The organism is Streptomyces sp. NPDC049879 (assembly GCF_044461265.1).
Taxonomy (GTDB): Bacteria; Actinomycetota; Actinomycetes; order Streptomycetales; family Streptomycetaceae; genus Streptomyces.
This window is the reverse complement of sequence record NZ_JBITKT010000001.1, coordinates 288,959-309,456: the sequence shown is the minus strand read 5'-3', so window position 1 is coordinate 309,456 and position 20,498 is coordinate 288,959. Positions and strand designations below refer to the sequence as shown.

Below are 20,498 nucleotides of genomic sequence, written 5' to 3'. Positions count from 1 at the left end.
CGGCTCCCACCGGGTCACAGGCTCAGCTCGGGTACGGACAGGCGGCGGCCCTCGGCGGCGGACGTGAGGCCAAGATCGGCCAGCTGGACGCCGCGCGCACCGGCCATCAGGTCCCAGGAGTACGGCTCGTCCGCGACCACATGGCGCAGGAACAACTCCCACTGTGCCTTGAAGCCGTTGTCGAACTCGCCGTTGTCCGGCACCTCGGCCCACTGGTCGCGGAAGCGCTCGGTCGCCGGGATGTCCGGGTTCCACACCGGCTTGGGCGTCGCCGACCGGTGCTGCACACGGCAGTTCCGCAGCCCGGCGACGGCCGATCCCTCGGTGCCGTCCACCTGGAACTCGACCAGTTCGTCCCGGTTGACGCGCACCGACCAGGAGGAGTTGATCTGCGCGACGATGCCGCCGGCCAGTTCGAAGATGCCGTACGCCGCGTCGTCGGCCGTCGCCTCGTACGCCTTGCCCTCCTCGTCCCAGCGCTGCGGGATGTGCGTGCGGGTCACGGCCTGCACGGTCTCCACGCGCCCGAACAGCTCGTGCAGCACGTACTCCCAGTGCGGGAACATGTCGACGACGATGCCGCCGCCGTCCTGCGCCCGGTAGTTCCACGACGGGCGCTGCGCGGCCTGCCAGTCGCCCTCGAAGACCCAGTAGCCGAACTCGCCGCGCACCGACAGGATGCGGCCGAAGAAGCCGCCGTCCACCAGCCGCTTCAGCTTCAGCAGCCCCGGCAGGAACAGCTTGTCCTGCACCACGCCGTGCTTCACGCCCGCGTCCCGCGCGAGCCTGGCGAGCCGGAGCGCCCCCTCGACGCCGGTCGCGGTGGGCTTCTCGGTGTAGATGTGCTTGCCCGCGGCGATCGCCTTGGCGATGGCCTCCTCGCGGGCGAGGGTGATCTGCGCGTCGAAGTAGATGTCCACCGAGTCGTCCGCGAGGACCGCGTCCAGGTCGGTCGCCACCGCGTCGTCGCCCAGGCCGTGGCGCGCCGCGAGGGCGCGCAGCGCGTGCTCCCGGCGGCCGACGAGCAGCGGTTCGGGCCAGATCACGGTGCCGTCGCCGAGGTCCACACCGCCCTGCTCGCGGATGGCGAGGATCGAGCGGACCAGGTGCTGGCGGTAGCCCATGCGCCCGGTCACGCCGTTGAGAGCGATCCGGACGGTCCTGCGTGCGGCCATGCGCGTGCCTCCCGCTGATTCAGTAAGCGCTTACTATGCGGAAAGAAGCTAACCTCTCCTCACCGGCCTGGACAAGTGGCCCGGACAACTGTGGGAGCGAAGGCATGTCAGTGACCCTGGCGGACGTGGCGGCCCGCGCGGGGGTGTCGGCCGCCACGGTCTCCCGCGTCCTCAACGGCAACTACCCGGTCGCCGGGTCCACCCGCAGCCGCGTCCTGGCGGCCGTGGAGGAGCTGGAGTACGTCGTCAACGGCCCGGCGAGCGCCCTCGCCGCCGCCACGTCCGACCTGGTCGGCGTCCTGGTGAACGACATCGCCGACCCGTTCTTCGGCCAGCTCGCGGGCGCCGTCCAGTCGCAGTTCGGCGCCGAGGCGGCGGGCCGGGCCGCGAGCGGCCCGCGCATGGCGATCATCTGCAGCACCGGCGGCTCCGCCGAACGCGAACTCACCTACCTGACCCTCCTCCAGCGCCAGCGCGCGGCCGCCGTGATCCTCACCGGCGGCGCCATCGAGGACCCCGCGCACATCGCGGCCCTGTCCGCCCGGCTGCGCCGCCTGGAGTCGGCCGGGACCCGCATCGTCCTGTGCGGCCGCCCGCCGCTGCCGGACGCGGACGTGCCGACCCTCGCGTTCGACAACCGCGGCGGCGCCCGGCGCCTCACCGAGCACCTCCTCGGCCTCGGCCACCGCACCATCGGCTACCTCGCCGGACCGGCCGCCCGCACGACCACCCGCCACCGCCTCGAAGGCCACCGCGAGGCCCTCGCCGCCGCGGGCCTCGAAGGCTCGACGGACCACCTGACGCTGCACGGCGCGTACGACCGCGAGGCCGGCTACGAGGGCGCGCTCGCCCTCCTCGACCGCGAGCCGGGCCTGACCGCCGTCCTGACCGCCAACGACACGGTGGCGGTGGGCGCCTGCGCGGCGCTGCGCGAGCGCGGCCTGCGCATCCCCGACGACGTCTCGGTGGCGGGCTTCGACGACCTGCCGTTCGCCGTGGACACCACCCCGGCCCTCACCACCGTCCGCGTCCCGCTGCAGGAGGCGGGCGCGCACGCGGGCCGCCTGGCGCTCGGGAGGGAGACCCTCGGGGAGGGCATCGTGACCTATCCGACGACGCTGGTGCCCCGCGCCTCGACCGCCCCGCCGCCGCAGGTGAAGCCGTGAGGCGCCGCCGGATCGTGCTGGGCCTGTACGCGGACGAGGCGGGGGTCGCCCGCGTCCGCGCGCTGCTGGACGGGGAGGCGCGCCGCCGCGGCGTCCGCCTGGCGTGGCAGGAGGTGCGCGGCGCGGCGACGGCCGAGGACTACGGCTACCTCGCCGACCAGTGGGCGGCCGAGAACTCCCCGCACTCCCCCGGCGCACGCGAGGCGGTCGAAGTGCGCGCCACGTTCCCCGGCTCCCTCAAGACGTGGCGCACGCTGCGCACGGCCACGCTGAACGGCCTGTGCCCGCCAGGACCGCACGTGTGCGAGGTCCCCTGGTCAGCGGGGCTGTGACACGGCGGACGGCCGTGGCGCGCGAGGCGTCCCGGCCCATCGCGGAGACCGGACGTCGCCTCGTACGCCGGTGGCCACGCGCGGTCGGCCTCCTTGTCGCACGACGTCGGAGCGCGGGGCCATGGCTCGGCGGTGAACGGCCCGGCGCGCAGGCGGGGCAACCGGTCGGGCCTGTTCGGTCGAGTCGGCAGCGGGCCGCACGTCGTGACGCGGCCGTCGACCTGGTCGGCGCAAGCGCGGGCACTGCCGTCTCGCTCGTTCGGGCGGAGAAAGGAATCCGTTGGCCGACCCGCCGCGTGAGCGGTCGGACACCCGTCCTCCCGACGTCCCTTCTCCGGGCCGAGCGGTCGACTGGCTGCGATCGTGAAGGCGGGTGACGACCCCAGCGCGTTGAGTCCCCGCCCGTGTCGCCCGGCGCCCGGCAGTGCGAAGTCGCCCGGAGACGACTCCCGGCGACGAGAGGGCTGAAAGGAACAGGGGAGGAAGCGGTGCCCCGCGTCGTGGAACCGCCGGCCCGGAAGACGTCGGCCGCCCGCCGCGGCCGACGCACTCCTCGCCTCGCCTCGCAGCCCGGACAGGGTCCGCCGCTGCCCGTCCGGCGCTGCCAAGACCGCCGAGCGGACAGGAGGGCACCGCCCGCTCGGGTGCGGCTCTGGGACGCGCGCCGGGCGGCGGTGCCGGCTGGACTGGTGCGCGGAGCACGGCGGCGACGGTCCGTCCGTCCCGGCCTGGACAGAAGGGCTCACGGTTCCGGATCCGAGATCCCGTCCCGCCCCGGAGACGGCCGTGGAACTGCTCATCGTCCGCCGCGAGGTGCGCCCGCCGGAGAAGGCGCTGTGGCGGATGCCGCGCAAGACCGCCGCACGCGCGGAGGAGCCCCTTTCCGCCGGTGGTCGGCGGGCCGATGACCAGCGGACGGCCCAGGTCGGTGGCGGCCGTCGGCTCCCGGTGGGTACGGGTACGGTGAGTTGCCCGTGCGTCCGGCCGGGCAGCACCGGGCGCCCCGGCTCGCGGTCGGCGCGGCGGACGACGGCGGAGGTCCGCTCACCGCGCCTCCCCGTCAGAGCGTGGCCGCACCCTGCCTCGCGGCCTCCCACTCCCGGTGTTCGCTGCGGACGTGCTGCCACAGCCGGGCCCGCGCGGCGGCGTCGACGTCGGTCAGGTCGAGGTGGAACACCTCGGCCAGGACGTCGTACCACTCGGCGGCCGTGTCGATGATCCGCTCGTCCGTTCCACCGGCGTCGATCCGGCGCAGCACGCAGCCGCGCAGCATGTCCACGCCCTTGGCGTCGCGGAGCTGGACCTGCGCGACCCTGACGAACCCCGAGTCGGGGGAGGACGAGAGCCGCCGGTGCTCCGCGGCGAAGGAGGACAGCTCCACGGGCTCGGGCGCGAAGACCATCGCCGTGAACGCCCCACGGGGGTCATGCGCGAAGCGCCAGCCGCCGGGCACGACCACCGACGAGGCCATGCCGTAGGTGAACGGCCCCTGCGTGTAGGTGCCTTCGCGCAGCGGCAGCGGCTCGTACATCCCGCCGGCGAGCCCGGTGTCGACCAGCCACCGTTCGCCGTCGAGACGCACGGTGAGCGCGAGATGGTCACCGCCCGGCCCCTCGGGATCCTCCACCTCGTCCTGCACCCCGGCCCGGTGCAGCGACACGTCGTAGCCGAGGGCCGTCAGCAGCGCGGCGAATGCCCCGTTGAGGTGGAAGCAGTAGCCGCCGCGCCCCCGCAGGATCCGGTCCACGGAATCCACGGCGCCGATGCCGGTCGGCCGTTCCAGCTGGTTGTCGAGAGTCTCGTAGGGGACGCGTTCCACCTGCGCCCGGTGCAGCGCCCACAGCGCCTCGGCGGTCGGAGCCGCAGGCCGGGCCACCCCCAGCACCGCCAGATACCCGTCGACGTCGATCATGTTCCCCCTCGCTCTTCACATGAACGGACGACTGTAGTCGGCAACACCACCCGTCCCGCACGGAGTGTCCGGTGGGGAGGCCCGCTCACCGTGCGGTACCACCGCGCGCGCCCCCCCTGTGACGCGTCCACCCCGCCGGACATTCCCAGACGAATGCGGGGCACGGCACAACCGACCAGCGCATTCGGCAGTCACCTAACGGGAACACCAGTTACCAACCGTTCACATGGGGGGACAATGCACGTAACTTTTCTGCTCAACAACGCCTACGGCATCGGCGGAACGATCCGTTCCGTCGCCACTCTGTCCGGCGCCCTGGCGGCGCGCGGCCACGCCGTGACCGTCGCGAGCCTGTACCGCACGCGCGACCGCCCCAGCCTCGCCTTCGACCCCCGCGTCACCCTCATACCGCTGACCCGGCGCAACGAGTCGTCCGCCGAGGTGGCCGAGCGGCGGATGGCGGCGTTCCTCGCCAAGGCGCGCACCCAGGTCGTCGTGGGGACACGGCCGGTGCTCAACGACATGCTCGCCCGGCACGGCGACGGCGCGCGGTACGCCCGCGTGGGGCAGGAACACATGACGCTCGCCACCCGCAAACCGGCCGACAAGGACCTCCAGTTCGGCGCACTGCGCGAGCTGGACGCGTTCGTGCCCGTGTCGGAGGCGGACGCCGCCGCGTACCGCGCCGCGCTGCCGCGGGACACCAAGGCCCGCGTCCTGTGCATCCCCAACAGCTCGCCCCCCGCGCGCGTCGCCCCCTCGACGGGTGACACGCGCGCGATCGTCGCCGCGGGCCGCCTCGTCCCGGTGAAGCGCTACGGGCGGCTGATCGACGCGTTCGACCGGCTCGCGCCCGACTTCCCCGACTGGGAGCTGCGGATCTACGGGCGCGGCGCGGAGCGGCCGAAGCTGCGCGAGCGGATCGACAGCCTGGGGCTGTACAACCAGGTGCGGCTGATGGGGGCGGCCTCGCCGATCGAGACGGAGTGGGCGAAGGGCGCGATCGCCGCCGTGTCGTCGCAGGCGGAGTCGTTCGGGCTGACCATCGTCGAGGCGATGGCGTGCGGGGTGCCCGTGGTCTCGACGGACTGCCCGCACGGGCCGCGCGAGATCATCACCCACGGCGAGGACGGGCTGCTGACGCCGCTGAAGGGCGGCGCGGGCGCGCTCGCCGACGCGCTGCGCGAGCTGATGACCGACGAGGACCGGCGCCGCCGGATGGGCGCCAGGGGGCTGCGCACGGCGGCGGCGTTCGCGCCGGACGCGATCGCGGGCCGCTACGAGGAGCTGTTCTCGTCCCTGACCGCCGACCGTCCGGCGCCCCGCGCGCCCGGCCTCCTGGCCCGCCTGCTGCGCGGCCGGCCCGCGAAGCAGGCGACGGCACCGGCGGAGGGACACGGCCGGGCGAGGGGCGCGGGGACGCCGGACGGCGGCGTACGGGTGACGGTGCCAGGCGGCGCGCACACGGCGGCCGAGCTGGTGCTGCGCCTGCGCAAGGACATGCGGAAGCACGAGTTCCGCGTGCCGTTCGGCCCCGGCCCTGGCGCCGGGGGCGAGAGCGAGGGCCCGGACGCGACGGCGACGCTCGACCCCGCCGCGCTGACGCTGCCCGAGGGCCGCTGGGACCTGTACGCCGCGCCGCGCGGCGGGCGCCTGACGGCCGAGCTGGTGGAGCGGGCCGCGCTCGTCACGGCCCGCCCGCGCGTGGACGAGCACGGGGTCCACGCGTGGATCCCGTACGTCACCAAGTACGGCAACCTCACCGTCCGCGCCTGGTCGCGGCCCGCGCACGCCGAGGTGGAGGAGGTGCGGGCCGACGCGGACACGGCGGCCGTCACGGTGCGGCTGTACGGCCTCGGCGGTCTGAAGGCCGACGAGCTGACGGCCCACGCCGTCCCGGCGAACGGGCGCGGACCCGCCGTCGAGCTGCGGGTGGAGTCGCCCGACACGCACGACACGCCCGGCGCCACCGCCGGGACGCCGGAGGAGCCACCCGCTCGGCTCAAGCTCGGCGTCCCGTTCACCGGCCCCTTCGCCGCGCGCGACGGCGGCGGCGCGGACGGGACCGGCCGCGCGCCGGAGACCTGGGCCGTCGAACTGCGGACGCCGGACGGGACGGCCGTGCCCGTGGGCCGCATCGGCGGGGACGTGCCGGACCGTTCGCGCACCGACGTCTTCCCCGGCGCGGGTCCCGGCGCCCGGCTGCACTTCGGCTTCACCAAGGACAACGAGCTGGTCGTCCGCCGCGACTGAGCGGCCTCCCGCCGCGCGCGTACGGGGTGCCGGGCCCGTACGCGCTCCCGTCGCCCGGCCGGTCGCGCGCGGTTACGGTGATCGCATCGGGCCGGGCTCGGACAGGCCGAGTCCACTCCGGCCGGGAGGTGCACCGGGTGGCTTCCCCAGAACAGCGGCCAGGGATGAAGCGCAAGGACGCGGTCTTCGGCGTCCTGGTGGTCTACCTCGTGCTGTTGTCGGTCGCGCAGGTCTTCGCGGCGCACTTCGGCGCGCCCCGGCTGGCGGGCTACTCCGTGCTCGCCCCGCTCGTGGCCGGTGCCCTCCTCTCGCTGCGCCAGACGATGGCCATCGCGGTGATCACCGTCGCCGCGATCCTGGTCACCTACGGGTTCCTGGTGCGGGACCTGTCGGTCCTGGAGCGCTCGATCGCGATCCTGCTGGTGGCGGCGGGCACCGTCGTGGGCGTCGTCGTCTGCCGCATCCGGCTGAACCGCGAGGTGCGGATCGGCAGGCTGACGGTCGCCAGGGACCGGCTGCGGCTGCTCAGCGTGGCCAGCACGCGGATCGGGTCCACGCTGGACGTGGACAAGACCGCGTGGGACCTCGTCGAGGTGGCGGTCCCCGGCTTCGCCGACTTCGCCGTGGTCGACCTCTTCGACGACGTGCTCAACGGGAACGAGCCGCCCGCCCGCGCGCGCGGCCCCGTGGAGCTGCGGCGGATCGCCCAGCGGTCGGTCCTCGACGGCTCGCCCGAGGCGGTCCTGCGGCCGGGCGGCACGGCGGTGTACCCGGAGAGTTCGCTGCTGACGCAGAGCCTGACGGCGGGGCGCGCCGTCCTGACCAACGTGCGGCTCGGCGACGACCGCGCGGGCTGGCTGACGCGCGACGACCGGCGGGCGAGGAAGGCGCGGCAGTACGGCTTCCACTCGGCGATCGCCGTCCCGCTCGTGGCGCGCGGCACGGCGCTCGGTGTCACGATCTTCATCCGGCACCAGCGGGACGAGCCGTTCGACAACGACGACGTGCTGCTCGCCGAGGAGATCGGCGCGCGGGCGGCCGTCTGCGTGGACAACGCCCGGCGCTACACGCACGAGCACCGCACCTCGCTGACGCTCCAGCAGAGCCTGCTGCCCCGCCGCCTGCCGGACGTGTCGGCGGTGGAGGTCGCCACCCGGTACCTGCCCGCCGGGACCGGGGCCGAGGTGGGCGGGGACTGGTTCGACGTCATCCAGCTGTCCGGCGCCCGCGTGGCGCTGGTGGTGGGCGACGTGGTGGGCCACGGGCTGTACGCGTCGGCGACGATGGGGCGGCTGCGCTCGGCCATCCGCACGCTCGCCGACATCGACCTGCCGCCGGACGAGCTGCTGACGCATGTGGACGACGTGCTCATCAGGCTGCGGTCCGAGACGGGGCAGGAGGAGACGCGCGGCGAGGTGGGCGCGACGTGCCTGTACGCGGTCTACGATCCGGTGTCCCGGACGTGCACGATGGCGCGCGCCGGGCATCCGGCTCCGGCGCTGGTGCTGCCGGACGGGCGGGTGGACCTCGTCGAGGTGCCGTCGGGGCCGCCGCTCGGTCTCGGCGGCCTGCCGTTCGAGTCCACGCGGATCATGCTCCCGGAGGACAGCCTGCTGGCGCTCTACACCAAGGGCCTGCTGCACGGCGTGCGGGAGGCGGACGGCGGGCCGGAGAACGAGGAGAAGGACGAGAAGAACGGCGGCGAGAACGGCGGGGAAGGCGACGCGGGGAACGGCACGGGGGACGCCGAAGCGGACGAACCGGCCGCCGACACCTGCGACGGGGACGGCGAGGGGGACAGGGCCTGCGCCGACGGCAAGGCGGGCTCGCTCGGCGGCGACCCGCACGCCCTGCAGCGCCTGCGCAACGCCCTGCGCCGCCCGGCGCCCACCCTGGAGGTCGCCTGCGACACCGTGCTGGCCGCGATGCTCCCCGACGGGCCGACCGACGACGTCGCCCTGCTCCTGGCGCGCACCCACGCCCTGGACGCGTCGCACGTCGCGAGCTGGGAGATGCCGGGCGACCCGTCCGCCGTGAGCCGGGCCCGCGAGCTGGTCACCGGCCGGCTCAGGGAGTGGGGCATGGAGGAGTCGGTGTTCACGACCGAGCTGGTCATCAGCGAGCTGGTGACCAACGCGGTGCGGCACGCGGGCGGCGGCCCGATCCAGCTGCGCGTCATCCGGGAGCGGTCCCTGATCTGCGAGGTGTCCGACACCAGCAGCACGTCACCGCACCTGCGCCGTGCCCGCAGCACCGACGAGAACGGCCGGGGGCTGTTCATCGTCGCCCAGCTGACCGACCGCTGGGGCACCCGGCAGACGCCGACCGGCAAGACCATCTGGGCCGAACTGTCTGCCGAGGGCGCGCCCGTAGGCTCGGGGGCATGAACGCGACACCGCCTCTGGCCACCGGTCCCCTCGGCATGCGGCTGCTCGGCTTCGCCCGGCTCCCGGAGGACACCGCCTTCGGCGGCGCCCGGCCGGTGCGGGACCTCACCGGAGCCACCGCCGGGGCATGGACGGGCACGCCGGGCACCGAACCGGTCGGCTACTGCCTGGTGGTGCTGTGGCACGCCGGACGCGCCCTGCTGGTCCGCGTCCGCCACCGCGACTGCTGGGAGCTGCCGGGCGGCAAACTCGAACCGGGCGAGACGGCCAGGGAGGCGGCGGCCAGGGAGCTGTGGGAGGAGTCGGGTCAGCGGATCGCGGCCGACGCCCTGCGCTTCGCCGGATTCGCCAGGACGTCCCTCCCCGACCGGCGCGTGCTGCACGGCGCGGTCTTCGAGGCCACGACCGACGAGCCCCTGCCCTTCACCCCCACCGACGAGATCGAGGACCTCGCCTGGTGGGACCCCGCGTCACCCCTGCCCGAGGGCCGCGTGCAGACCGTGGACACCCACCTCCTCACCCTGACGACACCTCACAACCCGACTCCTCTCTGACCTCTGCCGTCGCCTTCCCCGCCTTCCAGCACCTCCCGGCGTGGTGACGCGGCAGAGGCCGACGAGCACCGCATCGGCTCGACCTCCGCACCGGCGGAGGGGGACACGATGAAGTGCTGCCTTTAGTAAGCAGGTTCACGCGCAGTCGCACTGACCGGGACTCGCTGGATACCGAGACGCGGCAGGCAGGGGGCGAGGTCGTCGGCGCTCCCTGCGCCGTCGCCGACGACACCTGGCCCACGTCCGCCTGCTGACGTCACCGGCCCGGCCCGCCTTCCTCCCCGAGGCGGCAGCGCCAGGCGCACCCCGGGCGGGCCGAGGCGGCCCCCGGGCCGGTCCCCCGCGGGCCGAGGCGAACGACGCAGCCGCAACCCGTACGCCGTGTGAGCGGGCCGCCCGCAGGTACGCCGGGCGGCCCGGCCGTGCCGGGAGAGGCAGCGGCCACCAGGGGACACCGCCCGCGAGGGCCAGCACCGCGCCCCACACGGCAACGGCACGGAGAGCCATCCAGACCCCCACCGCACAACACTTTGTGATCATGCCGTCACCCTAAGTCCCCCCACTGACAACCGGCCGGACGCGCGGGCGGCACGCGGTCCGCAAAGGGGTGCACGCGGGAAGCCGGGACCGTAGCGTGCAAGGCATGTCCCGACCCGATGGATTCGCCTTCGACGTCCGGCCCGACGGTTCCGTGGCCCTCACACGGCGCGGCCGCATCACCGCGACGCTCCGCGACACACAGGCCGCCGCCTTCCTGGCCGAGGTCGCCGAGGGCGACTCGCAGCAGGTGATGGCCCGTTGGAGCGGGCCGGCGGAGGAACGGCCCGGCGAGGAACGGCCGCTGGCCGTCTTCGACCTCGACGGCACCCTCGCCGACGTCCGCCACCGCCTGCACCACCTGGCGTCCCGCCCCAAGGACTGGAACGCCTTCTTCCGCGACGCCGCGAAGGACACACCGCTGCACGACGGCGTCGCCCTGGCGCACGAGCGCGCGCGGACCGACGAGATCGCGTACGTCACCGGCCGCCCCGAGCGCTGCCGCGCCGACACCGAGCGCTGGCTCGCGCGGCACGGCCTCCCGCCCGGCCGCCTCCTGATGCGCCGCGCGGACGACCGCCGCCCCGCCAGGATCGCCAAGCCGGAGCTGCTCCGCGAACTCGCGCGCGGCCGCACCGTGTCGGTCGTCGTGGACGACGACCAGCAGGTGTGCGCCGCCTACCGCGACGCCGGTTTCCCCGTCCGCCACGCGCACTGGGCGGCCGCACCGGCCGCCGTCCTCACCGAGGCCCAGGAGCGCGACGGCAGGACGTGAACCCGGCGCGCACGGCCGGGCCGGAAGCCGGTCAGTGCCGCCGGGCGGGAGGGCGCCGGGTCACACTCGCGGTGCCGGTGGCGTCGCCTCCGCGCGCGTCACCGCTCCACGCCTGTGGGCGCTGTCTCGGACCGCTCGAAGCCTCCGCCGCCGCCCACGGCGCGACCGCCGGCCCCGGACAGCGGTGGTTCCGGGGACCGCGCACCCTCCTCGGCCGCCACCGGCACCCACTAACCCCCGTCCCGACGCCCGAAAGCGACTCCGGGCCCGGGCGAGTGGGCGCGGTGCTCGACGCCCACGACCGGTGAGCCCGTTGCCGCCGCCACACCGGCGCGTCAGCGCGCGGCCCGCGCCAGGCGCGCGTCCTCCCCGCCGCCCTCGTCCTCCCCCGCGTACGTCCGCCACAGCGCCGCGTACCGGCCGCCCGCCTCGATCAGCCCGGCGTGCGTCCCGTCCTCCACGACCCGCCCGTGGTCCAGCACGACGACCCGGTCCGCCCGCGCCGCCGTCGTCAGCCGGTGCGCGACGACCAGCGTCGTCCTGCTCCCCGCGAGCCGTTCCGTGGCCCGGGTGACGAGCGCCTCGGTGGCGAGGTCGAGCGCGGCGGTCGCCTCGTCCAGCAGGAGGATGTCGGGGCGGACGAGTTCGGCCCGCGCGAGGGCGACGAGCTGCCGCTGCCCGGCGGACAGGTTCCGCCCCCGCTCGGCGACGGCGTGCAGGTAGCCGCCTTCGAGTCCGGCGATCATCCGGTCCGCGCCGACCGCGCGCGCCGCCGCCTCCACCTCGGCGTCGGTCGCGTCGGGCCGCCCGTAGGCGATGGCGTCGCGGATGGTCCCGGCGAAGAGGTACGGCTCCTGCGGTACGACGCCGAGCCGGTGCCGGTAGTCCGTGATGTCCAGGTCCCGCAGGTCCTTCCCGTCCACCCGCACCGCGCCCGCCGTCGGGTCGTAGTACCGGGCGACGAGTTTCACCAGCGTCGATTTCCCCGCGCCCGTCTCCCCGACGAACGCGACGGTCTGCCCGGCCGGAATCCGCAGGTCCACGCCGGTGAGGGCCTCGCCCTCCGCGCCCCGGTACGCGAACCGCACGCCGTCGAACTCCAGCTCGCCCCGCAGCGTGGGCACCGCCACCGGCTCCTCCGCCTGCGGCGTGGTCGTCTCCTCCCGCAGCAGCTCCTGGATGCGCCCGAGCGACACCGTCGCCTGCTGGTACCCGTCGAAGACCTGCGAGAGCTGCTGCACGGGCGCGAAGAACAGCTCGATGTACAGCAGGTACGCGACCAGCGCGCCCGCCGTCAGCGTCCCGTCCGTGACCCGCCCTGCCCCGACGATCAGCACCCCGGCCGTCGCCAGGGTGGCGAGGAGCTGCACGAACGGGAAGTACACGGAGATCAGCCGCTGCCCGTGCACGCGTGCCTGCCGATACCCGTCCGACCGCTCGGTGAACCGCTCGTACCCGTCACGCTCCCTGCGGAACGCCTGCACCATCCGCAGCCCCGCCACGGACTCCTGCAGGTGCGCGTTCACCCCGCTGACGCGCTCCCGCGCCAGTTCGTACGCGCGCGTGCTGTGCCGCCGGAAGACGACCGTGCCCGCGACCAGCGGCACCAGCGTGGCCAGCACGACCAGCGCGAGCTGCATGTCGATGGCGACGAGGACGCCCATGATGCCGAAGAACGTCATCACCGCGACAAGGGCCTGCACCAGTCCGGTCTGGAGGAACGACGTCAGGGCGTCCACGTCCGTGGTCATCCGGGTCATCAGCCGCCCGGCAAGCTCCCGTTCGTAGTACTCAAGTCCCAGCCTCTGCAACTGGGCGAAGATCTTGATGCGCAGCGAGTACAGCGCCCGCTCCCCCGTGCGGCCGACCGTACGGGCCGCGCCGTACTGCACGGCCCACTGCACGAGCACCACTACGAGCGCGATCCCCGCCGCCGCCCACACCGCGCCGAGCGCGGTCTGCTGCACACCCTGGTCGATGCCGTAGCGGATCAGCACGGGCACCACCAGGGACGCCACCGCGTCCGCGATGACCAGCAGGAGCCCCAGCAGCAGCGGCCGTCCCAGGCCGCCGAGCAGGCGCCGCAACCCGTAGCCGCCGGGCTCGGGCCGCGCGGCACGGGCCTCGTCGATGTCCGGTACGTCGGTGGCCGGGGGCAGCGCGGCGATCTGCTCGGCCAGCTCAGGGGTGGGTGGCGCGGAGGCAGCGGAACGTGCCGGGTCCGCCGCGTCCTTGTCCCGCCGCCACAGTGCGGCCGTCACACCGTCGGCGGTCACGTCGCCGTGCCCGGGTGCGGGCGGCGGCCCGTCCAGGCCCGCCGGGTCGCGTTCCACGCCGCCCAGCTCGCCGGGGTCGGCGAGCAGCGCGCGGTACTCCTCGCAGCGCGCGACGAGTTCCTCGTGCGTGCCGGTGTCCACCAGCCGGCCGCCGTCCAGCACGGCGATGCGGTCGGCGAGCTGGAGCGTGGACTGCCGGTGGGCGATCAGCAGTGTCGTGCGCCCCGCCATGACGGAGCGCAGCGCGCCGTGGATCTCGTGCTCGACGCGGGCGTCCACGGCGGAGGTCGCGTCGTCCAGGATCAGCAGCCGGGGGTCGGTGAGGATGGCGCGGGCCAGGGCGACGCGCTGCCGCTGCCCGCCGGACAGGGTGAGGCCCTGCTCGCCGATGACGGTGTCGTAGCCCTCGGGCAGGTCGGAGATGAACGTGTCGGCCTGCGCGGCGCGCGCGGCGGCCCGTACCTGCGCGTCGGTGGCCTCGGGGTGCCCGTACGCGAGGTTGGCGCGCAGCGTGTCGGAGAAGAGGAAGCTGTCCTCGGGCACGAGCCCTATGGCCGTGCGCAGCGAGTCGTACGTGAGCTGTCGGATGTCCTCGCCGCCCACGCGGATCGTCCCGCTGTCGGGGTCGTAGAAACGCGGCAGCAGCAGCGAGACCGTGGACTTGCCGCTGCCGGAGCGGCCGACCACGGCGAGGGTCTCCCCGGGCTCGATGCGCAGCGACAGGTCGTCCAGGACGCGCCGCCCACTGTCGCCGTACCCGAAGCTGACGTGGTCGAACTCGACGGTGGCCGGGGCGTCGGCGGGCAGGGCGCGTGCGTCCGGCGCCTCCTTGATCTCGGGCTCGGTGTCGATCAGCTCGAAGACGCGCTCCACACCGGCCCGCGCCTGCTGCCCCATGGTGACGATCACAGTCATCATCCGCACGGGACCGACGAGCTGCGCCAGGTAGGTCGAGAACGCGACGAACGTGCCCAGCGTGATCTGCCCACGCGTCGCCATCCAGCCGCCCAGCGCCAGCATGGCGACCTGCCCGAGCGCCGGGACGGCCTGGAGCGCGGGCGTGTACCGCGCGCTGAGCCGCACGGTCCGCAGCCGCGCCCCGAAGAGCGACGCGCTGACCGCCCGCAGCTTCCCCGTCTCCTGCTCCTCCTGCCCGAAGCCCTTGACGACGCGGACCCCGCTCATCGCGCCGTCCACGACCCCGGCGACCTCCCCGGCCTTCGCCTGGGCGTCCCAGGTGGCGGGGAAGAGGCGGGTGCGGCTGCGCGAGGTGATGAACCACAGCGCGGGGATCACGGCCAGCGCCACGAGCGTCAGCAGCGGCGAGAGCGTGACCATGACGGTGAGGGAGACGGCGAAGAGCGCGATGTTGCCGATGGTCATCGGCATCATGAACAGCAGGCCCTGGATCAGCTGGAGGTCGCTGGTGGCGCGGCCGACGACCTGCCCGGTGCTGAGCTGGTCCTGCCGCCGCCCGTCGAGCCGCGTGATGGTGCGGAACATCTCGGTCCGCAGGTCGTGCTGCACGTCGATGCCGAGCCTGCCGCCGTAGAAGCGGCGGATGAACGTGAGCGCGTAGACGACGACCGCGCCCGCGATCATCAGCCCGATCCACACCCCCAGGCCGCCGTCGCCGCCGACCACCACGTCGTCGATGATCGTCTTGGTGATCAGGGGCATCAGCGCCATGACGGCCATGCCCAGCAGGGACGAGCCGATCGCCAGCAGCATCGTGCGCCGGTAGCGCCAGCAGACGGCGGTCAGCCGCCTCACCCACCCGCCGTTCTGTCCCACGGTCGCCCTTCCCGTCGTATGGCCCACCTCGGAGCCAACGCCCCGGCCTGGTGATTTCATCCCACCGCAACACTTTGCCGCGTGCTCCGCCACCACAGGAAAACCGGTTGCCGCCCCTCGGCGGGCCTCCGTACCCTGCGGCGCATGTCGGCTTTCGGAACGTCGGTGACCCGCGGCACCCGCGCCTGTGCGCGGACCGCCGCGGTGAGCCCCTGCCTCATCGAACGCCCCCGCGCCCGGCGCCCGGCCCTGGTCCACGAGGTCCTGCCCGGCAGCTAGCCCGCCCGTTCCCCGTGCCCCAGGGCTGTCCGTGTCCCCTTTCACGACCGGACAGGCCGCGGCACCGCCCTACCCCCAGCGTTCCGCCGTGCGCGGCCTGTCCTCCTCACGAGGACAACGCCTGTGGCACATCACCGACCCTCCCGACGCAAAACCCTCTCGCAGAACTTCCTCCGCCATGCCGCCACGCTGCGCACCGTCGTGCACGCGTCGGGCGTACGACCGAGCGATCTCGTGGTGGAGCCTGGCGCGGGCGAGGGCACCCTGACGCGCGTCCTGGCCCGCCACACACGGCAGGTCATCGCGTACGAGATCGACCGCGAGCTGGCCGCGCGCCTGCCGGGCCGCCTCCACGGCCTGCCGAACGTGCGCGTGGTCCCCGGCGACTTCCTGCACGCGACCGCTCCCACTGCCCCCTTCACCGTGGTGGGCAACATCCCCTACTCCCGCACCACCGACATCGTGCGCTGGTGCCTGTCCGCCCGGCAGCTCACCTCCGCCACGCTGGTGACCCAGCTGGAGTTCGCGCGCAAGCGCACCGGCGGCTTCGGTACGTGGCCGCTGCTGACCGTGCAGTCCTGGCCCGAGTTCACGTGGGGCCTCGGCCCCAGGCTGCGCCGCGAGCTGTTCAGCCCGGTTCCCCGGACCGATTCCGCCCTGCTGCACCTGGACCGCAGAACGGCCCCTCTACTGCCCGCCCGCACCATGCCCGCGTACCGTGCGCTCGTCGCACAGGGCTTCACCGGTGTGGGCGGCTCACTGCACGCGTCGCTCTGCCGCGCGCATCGTGCCCACCACGTACGGGCCGCGCTGGACGCGGCGGGCGTTCCGTACACCGCGCCCGTGGGGCACGTCTCCCCTGAGCAGTGGCTGACTGTCTTCCGCCGCCTGCATCCGTCGCACCCCGGGGGCCGGTAGTCCCCTGCCCCCGGGGCGGGGCGTCACCCCTGGTCGGCCGCGACGGCGACGGGGGCGGCGCCCCGGAGGACGGCGGCGAGCGCCTGGGCCGTCTCGATGGTGCACCGCCCCAGCTCGATCAACGGCCGCGCGTGCAGCGGCGAGGTCGCCGTGACGAGGTCCACGCCGAGCGAGGGCAGCACGATCTCGACGCGGGCGAGCGCGTCCTGGAGGTCGTCCACCGCGCTCGTGGCGGCGGCGAACGCCTCGGTGGACGCCTTGGTGGACCGCCTCGTTCCGTAGTACATGGGGGGTTTCGACCTCTTTCGTCTCGAACGGGCTTTCACTCTTGCGAAATCACGATCCGCACTGACAGCGTGACGGTGCGGAGTTAGACTCCGCCAGGGGTTTCGACCCAGCAAAGGACCGTGTAGCCAGGAGCGTTGGCGATGACCCGTCCCAAGGAACTCAACCCGTACCTCTCCCCCCGCGCCTTCTACGGCGCCGAACTCCGCCGCCTCCGCGAGGGGGCGAAGCTGTCGCAGGACGACCTGGGCGCCCAAGTCTTCGTCTCCGGCGCCTACATCGGCCAGTTCGAGACCGCCGTGCGCCGCCCGCAGTTGGACATCTCGCAGATGTTCGACGAAATCTTCGGCACTGGCGAGCACCTACAACGCCTCTGCAAGCTCGCCAACGAGGCCGAGCCGCACCCGGAGTACTTCGCGAAGGTGGCCGAGCTGGAAGAACAGGCCGACACCATCAGCCAGTTCGCACCCATGCTCGTGCCTGGCCTGTTGCAGACAGAGCAGTACGCACGAGCGTTGATGCGCGCGACGCTGCCCTTCGCTCCGGCGGCACAGATCGACAAGTTCGTCTCGGGCCGTCTCGGGCGACAGAAGATTCTCCAGCGTTCAACACCGCCGTTGCTGTGGGCCGTGCTGCATGAAACAGCGCTGCGCATCCCTGCATCGGACGCCGACGTGATGATCGGGCAGCTAGATCACCTTCTGGAGACTGCGCGCTCGCATCATCGTGTGGAACTTCAGGTCGTGCCGCTCTCGGAGGGGTTCTTTCCCCTTATGAACCAGAATCTCAAGCTCATGACCTTCAGCGACGCTCCTCCTGTCGCCTACATGGAGACCGATCACACGGGTCAGTTGCTCGACGTCCCAACATTGGTGGACGGGTTTCAGAAGTCCTACGATTACGTCAAGGCTGTCGCCTTGTCGCCGAAGGCGTCTCTGCAACTCATTGAATCCACCGTGAAGGACCTCAGAAACTCGTGAGCAAGGACCTCGACCTGAGCACCGCCAAGTGGCACACCTCCACCTACTCCAATGGGACGGGCGGCGACTGTGTCGAGGTAGCACGCGACATCTCAGGCATGCACCCCGTGCGGGACACCAAGGACCGCACGGGCCACGTCCTCACGTTCTCCACCGCCACCTGGGCAACCTTCCTGAAGCACCTGAAGTAGGACAACCGCTATAGGAGGACCGGTAAATGGGAACCGATTTCGACACCCGTACCGCCGAGTGGCATACCTCCAGCTACACCAACACGACGGGCGGAAGCTGCGTCGAGGTAGCGCGCAACATCCCAGGCATCCACCCCGTGCGGGACACCAAGGACCGCGCAGGCCACGTCCTCACCTTCACCACCCCCGCCTGGGCCAGCTTCCTCCAGCGCCTCAAGTAGGCCAACGGGTCCCCAACAACCGACGTTGTTGGGGGCCCGGCTACGTGGTGGGCCAGTAGGGGCCCGCCGATGGGTTCCTGCACCAGACGGTCTGGCCAGCGTCCCGTTCCACGGTCAGGCCGAAGTCGCTGTAGTCCGGTGTTCCCGCCTCGGTCCAGTGGGTCCAGGCGTGGTCCAACTCCGCCACGAGATCACGCGGGCCGCCGCCGTACGTCATGGCCCCGGAGCCGTCGAGTGTCGCCCAGGACGACGCGCCGTCGTGCACCCAGGCCGTCACCACACCGCCCTCGTTCTTGGTAATCACCCGCGCAGTGGGCAGCGCCACCCGCAGGGCGAACCGCAGGTGCCAATTGGCGTGCAGGGGCGCGAGGTCGCGCGTCAGGGGGCGTTTCCGTTCGGCGGGCCCATCGCCACGGATCTGCTGCCATGCCAGAGCGCCGGTGGCGGCCCGGTCGGGCATGAACGTGGCCAGCCCTTGAATCCGCCCGGACGCCGAGCGGCCATCGGCGGCAACGGTCAGCGCCACGTTCCCCAACTGCCCCCAGGGCACGACGATCCGCCCGCCGGGGACCGTCTGCTCCACCCACGCCCACGGGACTTCCTCCACCGCGTACGTCGCGATCACCCGGTCGAACGGCGCCCCGGCGGGCCAGCCGGCCGCGCCGTCACCGACCTCGATCGCGGCCTTGACCCCCGCCCGCTCCAACCGTTCCCGCGCGGCGGCGGCGAGGCCGCTGTCCACCTCGACCGAAACCACCTGCCCGGAACCGGCCCGTTGGGCGAGCAGCGCGGCGTTCCACCCCGTCCCCGAGCCGAGTTCGAGCACCCGGTGTCCAGGTTCCACGCGCAGCGAGTCGAGCATGTCCGCCACGATGGACGGGGCGGACAGGCTGGACGACGGGGAGCCGTCGGCGAGTTGGGTGATCGCCGCATCGTGGAGTGTCCCGTAGACCTCGGCCACCCACCCCTCGGGATCGGCGGCCCGGTCCACCGGCAGGTACGCGTACCCGTCCCAGCGCCAGAGGCGTTCGGCGGCGAAGTGGTGACGGGGCAGGCCCGCCATGGCCTCCCTGATCCACGGGGAACGCTCAGGCCAGCAACCGGCCGCCGCCATGGCGGAGTCCAGATCGCGGCGCTCGCCCATGGGCCCTCCTTGCCGATCACCTACGAACTCACCCATGGTGACATGCCGAACACGCCTTTCATGGGAGGTCGGTGGTGCCCAGACTGCGGCCGTCACTCCCTCGTCGGCGTGGTGTGGATCGGCTGGGCGGGGGGTTCCACAGGTGTCCGGCGTGTGCCGGTGACCTTCGAGGACGGGAGGCGTCCGGCCTTCGAAGTGCCCTTGAGGGTGTCGCCGTCCACGGTCACGTCGAAGGCCAGGTTGAGCCGCATCGGCTTGGTGATGGCCTGCTTCCAGATGAGCCGCCCGCCGTCGAGCGCGATGTCGCGGAGAGGCACCTCCTCGCCGGTTCCGTGCGCGACGCCGGTCAGGGTGCCGTCGTCCTGCCCGCGCAGTTCCACCACGGCCTTGATCTTGCCGATGGGGGTGGAGATGGACAGGTCCCAGGTGCCTTCGACAGGCATGGTGGTGCTCCTTCTTTCTCGTTCTTTCGTTCTTCCGATGCGCCACAGACGCGGTGGGGGCGTTCAGAGGGTGCCGGGGACGGTGCCCTCGGCGCGCCAGACGGTGCCGCGCCGTTCGTAGGCGAACAGCTCCTCGACGGCGTGCGCGACGCGCGGGCCGGCCGCGCGTTCCAGCAGGTACAGGCCGAGGTCGAGCCCGGAGGTGACGCCGGCCCCCGTGATCAGGTCGCCGTCGTCGACGACACGGGCGCGTACCGCGTGGGCCCCGGTGGCGTCCAGCAGGTCGAGGCCCATGTGGTGCGTGGTGGCGTGCCGCCCCTCCAGCAGACCGGCCATGGCCAGGACGAGCGAGCCGCCGCAGACGGCGGCCACGGTCACGTCCGGATCGTCCATCGCCTGCTGCAGGAGCGCGGGCAGCCCGGTGGTCAGCGTCCGGCCGAGCAGCACGGGGACGAACGCGTCCCGCTGCCACTCGCCCGCGCCCGCCGCCGCCTCCTCGTCCGGGACCTCCCCGGGCTCACCGACGCGGCCCGAGGCGCCGGGTACCAGGATCATGTCCGCCCGCCCCGGGTCGAGGGCGGCGGTGGCGCGCAGCACCAGCCCCCCGGTGCCGCTGACCACCTCGCGGGGTCCCTGCGCGCTGGCCAGTTCCACGCTCACCGCGCCGTCCGTGGCCATGCCGCCCGCGTACAGCACCTCGTAGGGGGCGACGGCGTCGAGCGGGTCGAAGCCGTCGAACAGGGCGATCTGGACGTGCATGGCGCGTTCCTCCGGAACCGGGTCGGCTGGGTCGTGAGGCAAGTCAACAGGCCGACCACTCGACCGCCCAGTGGCAGCAGTGACATACTTCAACGGAAAAGTGCCACGCCCTTCCGC

18 protein-coding genes are annotated in these 20,498 nt (G+C 73.3%); 11 read left to right on the top strand and 7 right to left on the bottom strand.

Features of this window, described 5'->3' with window-relative positions:
* Positions 1-14: 14 nt before the first annotated feature.
* Complete coding sequence (locus tag ACIBPC_RS01390; protein ID WP_398840474.1) at positions 15-1,175, bottom strand: Gfo/Idh/MocA family protein; 1,161 nt, start codon at positions 1,173-1,175, stop codon at positions 15-17.
* Positions 1,176-1,279: 104 nt separating this feature from the next.
* Here ACIBPC_RS01390 and ACIBPC_RS01385 point away from each other — a divergent pair, with 104 nt between their 5' ends.
* Entirely contained in the window at positions 1,280-2,341 is a 1,062-nt protein-coding gene (locus ACIBPC_RS01385) for a LacI family DNA-binding transcriptional regulator (protein ID WP_362964721.1), read from the top strand.
* Positions 2,338-2,673: a hypothetical protein gene (locus ACIBPC_RS01380; protein ID WP_398840473.1), complete on the top strand. Its 336-nt coding sequence runs from the start codon at positions 2,338-2,340 to the stop codon at positions 2,671-2,673. The genes ACIBPC_RS01385 and ACIBPC_RS01380 overlap by 4 nt, the downstream gene beginning before the upstream one ends.
* Positions 2,674-3,733: 1,060 nt before the next feature.
* Here ACIBPC_RS01380 and ACIBPC_RS01375 read toward each other — a convergent pair.
* Positions 3,734-4,585: an arylamine N-acetyltransferase gene (locus tag ACIBPC_RS01375; RefSeq protein ID WP_398840471.1), complete on the bottom strand. Its 852-nt coding sequence runs from the start codon at positions 4,583-4,585 to the stop codon at positions 3,734-3,736.
* A 237-nt stretch (positions 4,586-4,822) separates the two neighbouring features.
* On the opposite strand from ACIBPC_RS01375, the gene ACIBPC_RS01370 reads away from it, so the two are divergent.
* The 4 genes from ACIBPC_RS01370 (at position 4,823) to ACIBPC_RS01355 (ending at position 11,091) form a co-directional block, all read left to right on the top strand.
* Positions 4,823-6,838, top strand: coding sequence for a glycosyltransferase (locus ACIBPC_RS01370; RefSeq protein ID WP_398840470.1), 2,016 nt, complete (start codon positions 4,823-4,825; stop codon positions 6,836-6,838).
* 137 nt (positions 6,839-6,975) lie between these two features.
* The gene (locus ACIBPC_RS01365; RefSeq protein ID WP_398840469.1) at positions 6,976-9,225 is read left to right on the top strand and encodes a SpoIIE family protein phosphatase; all 2,250 of its coding nucleotides are present in this window, start codon (positions 6,976-6,978) and stop codon (positions 9,223-9,225) included.
* A complete protein-coding gene (locus ACIBPC_RS01360; RefSeq protein WP_398840468.1) occupies positions 9,222-9,779 on the top strand; it encodes an NUDIX domain-containing protein in 558 nt (185 codons plus the stop codon). Before ACIBPC_RS01365 ends, ACIBPC_RS01360 begins: the two co-directional genes overlap by 4 nt.
* 790 nt (positions 9,780-10,569) lie before the next feature.
* Entirely contained in the window at positions 10,570-11,091 is a 522-nt protein-coding gene (locus ACIBPC_RS01355) for a hypothetical protein (RefSeq protein ID WP_362964797.1), read from the top strand.
* A 335-nt stretch (positions 11,092-11,426) separates the two neighbouring features.
* On the opposite strand, the gene ACIBPC_RS01350 is transcribed toward ACIBPC_RS01355, so the two are convergent.
* Positions 11,427-15,098, bottom strand: a complete 3,672-nt coding sequence (locus tag ACIBPC_RS01350) for an ABC transporter ATP-binding protein (protein WP_398841739.1) — start codon at positions 15,096-15,098, stop codon at positions 11,427-11,429.
* A 207-nt stretch (positions 15,099-15,305) separates the two neighbouring features.
* On the opposite strand from ACIBPC_RS01350, the gene ACIBPC_RS01345 reads away from it, so the two are divergent.
* Entirely contained in the window at positions 15,306-15,440 is a 135-nt protein-coding gene (locus ACIBPC_RS01345) for a hypothetical protein (RefSeq protein ID WP_362964733.1), read from the top strand.
* Between the two features lie 123 nt (positions 15,441-15,563).
* Positions 15,564-16,358 (top strand): 23S ribosomal RNA methyltransferase Erm, encoded by a 795-nt coding sequence (gene erm, locus ACIBPC_RS01340; protein WP_398840466.1) that lies wholly within the window; start codon positions 15,564-15,566, stop codon positions 16,356-16,358.
* A 23-nt stretch (positions 16,359-16,381) separates the two neighbouring features.
* Here erm and ACIBPC_RS01335 read toward each other — a convergent pair whose 3' ends face one another.
* The gene (locus tag ACIBPC_RS01335; protein WP_398840464.1) at positions 16,382-16,645 is read right to left on the bottom strand and encodes a hypothetical protein; all 264 of its coding nucleotides are present in this window, start codon (positions 16,643-16,645) and stop codon (positions 16,382-16,384) included.
* A 141-nt stretch (positions 16,646-16,786) separates the two neighbouring features.
* Between ACIBPC_RS01335 and ACIBPC_RS01330 the strand changes: the two genes are divergently transcribed.
* From ACIBPC_RS01330 to ACIBPC_RS01320, 3 genes are read left to right on the top strand one after another with little or no spacing between them, the layout of a single operon-like run.
* Positions 16,787-17,623 (top strand): Scr1 family TA system antitoxin-like transcriptional regulator, encoded by an 837-nt coding sequence (locus ACIBPC_RS01330; RefSeq protein ID WP_398840462.1) that lies wholly within the window; start codon positions 16,787-16,789, stop codon positions 17,621-17,623.
* Positions 17,620-17,814, top strand: coding sequence for a DUF397 domain-containing protein (locus ACIBPC_RS01325; RefSeq protein WP_398840460.1), 195 nt, complete (start codon positions 17,620-17,622; stop codon positions 17,812-17,814). Before ACIBPC_RS01330 ends, ACIBPC_RS01325 begins: the two co-directional genes overlap by 4 nt.
* Before the next feature lie 26 nt (positions 17,815-17,840).
* Positions 17,841-18,035, top strand: coding sequence for a DUF397 domain-containing protein (locus tag ACIBPC_RS01320; protein WP_398840458.1), 195 nt, complete (start codon positions 17,841-17,843; stop codon positions 18,033-18,035).
* 40 nt (positions 18,036-18,075) lie between these two features.
* On the opposite strand, the gene ACIBPC_RS01315 is transcribed toward ACIBPC_RS01320, so the two are convergent.
* The 3 genes from ACIBPC_RS01315 to ACIBPC_RS01305 form a co-directional block, all read right to left on the bottom strand.
* Positions 18,076-19,179 (bottom strand): methyltransferase domain-containing protein, encoded by a 1,104-nt coding sequence (locus ACIBPC_RS01315; RefSeq protein ID WP_398840456.1) that lies wholly within the window; start codon positions 19,177-19,179, stop codon positions 18,076-18,078.
* Between the two features lie 92 nt (positions 19,180-19,271).
* Complete coding sequence (locus ACIBPC_RS01310; RefSeq protein ID WP_398840454.1) at positions 19,272-19,622, bottom strand: hypothetical protein; 351 nt, start codon at positions 19,620-19,622, stop codon at positions 19,272-19,274.
* A gap of 63 nt (positions 19,623-19,685) precedes the next feature.
* Positions 19,686-20,381 carry a DJ-1/PfpI family protein gene (locus ACIBPC_RS01305; RefSeq protein WP_398840453.1) on the bottom strand — a complete coding sequence of 232 codons (696 nt, stop codon included), beginning with the start codon at positions 20,379-20,381 and terminating at the stop codon, positions 19,686-19,688.
* Positions 20,382-20,498: the final 117 nt, after the last annotated feature.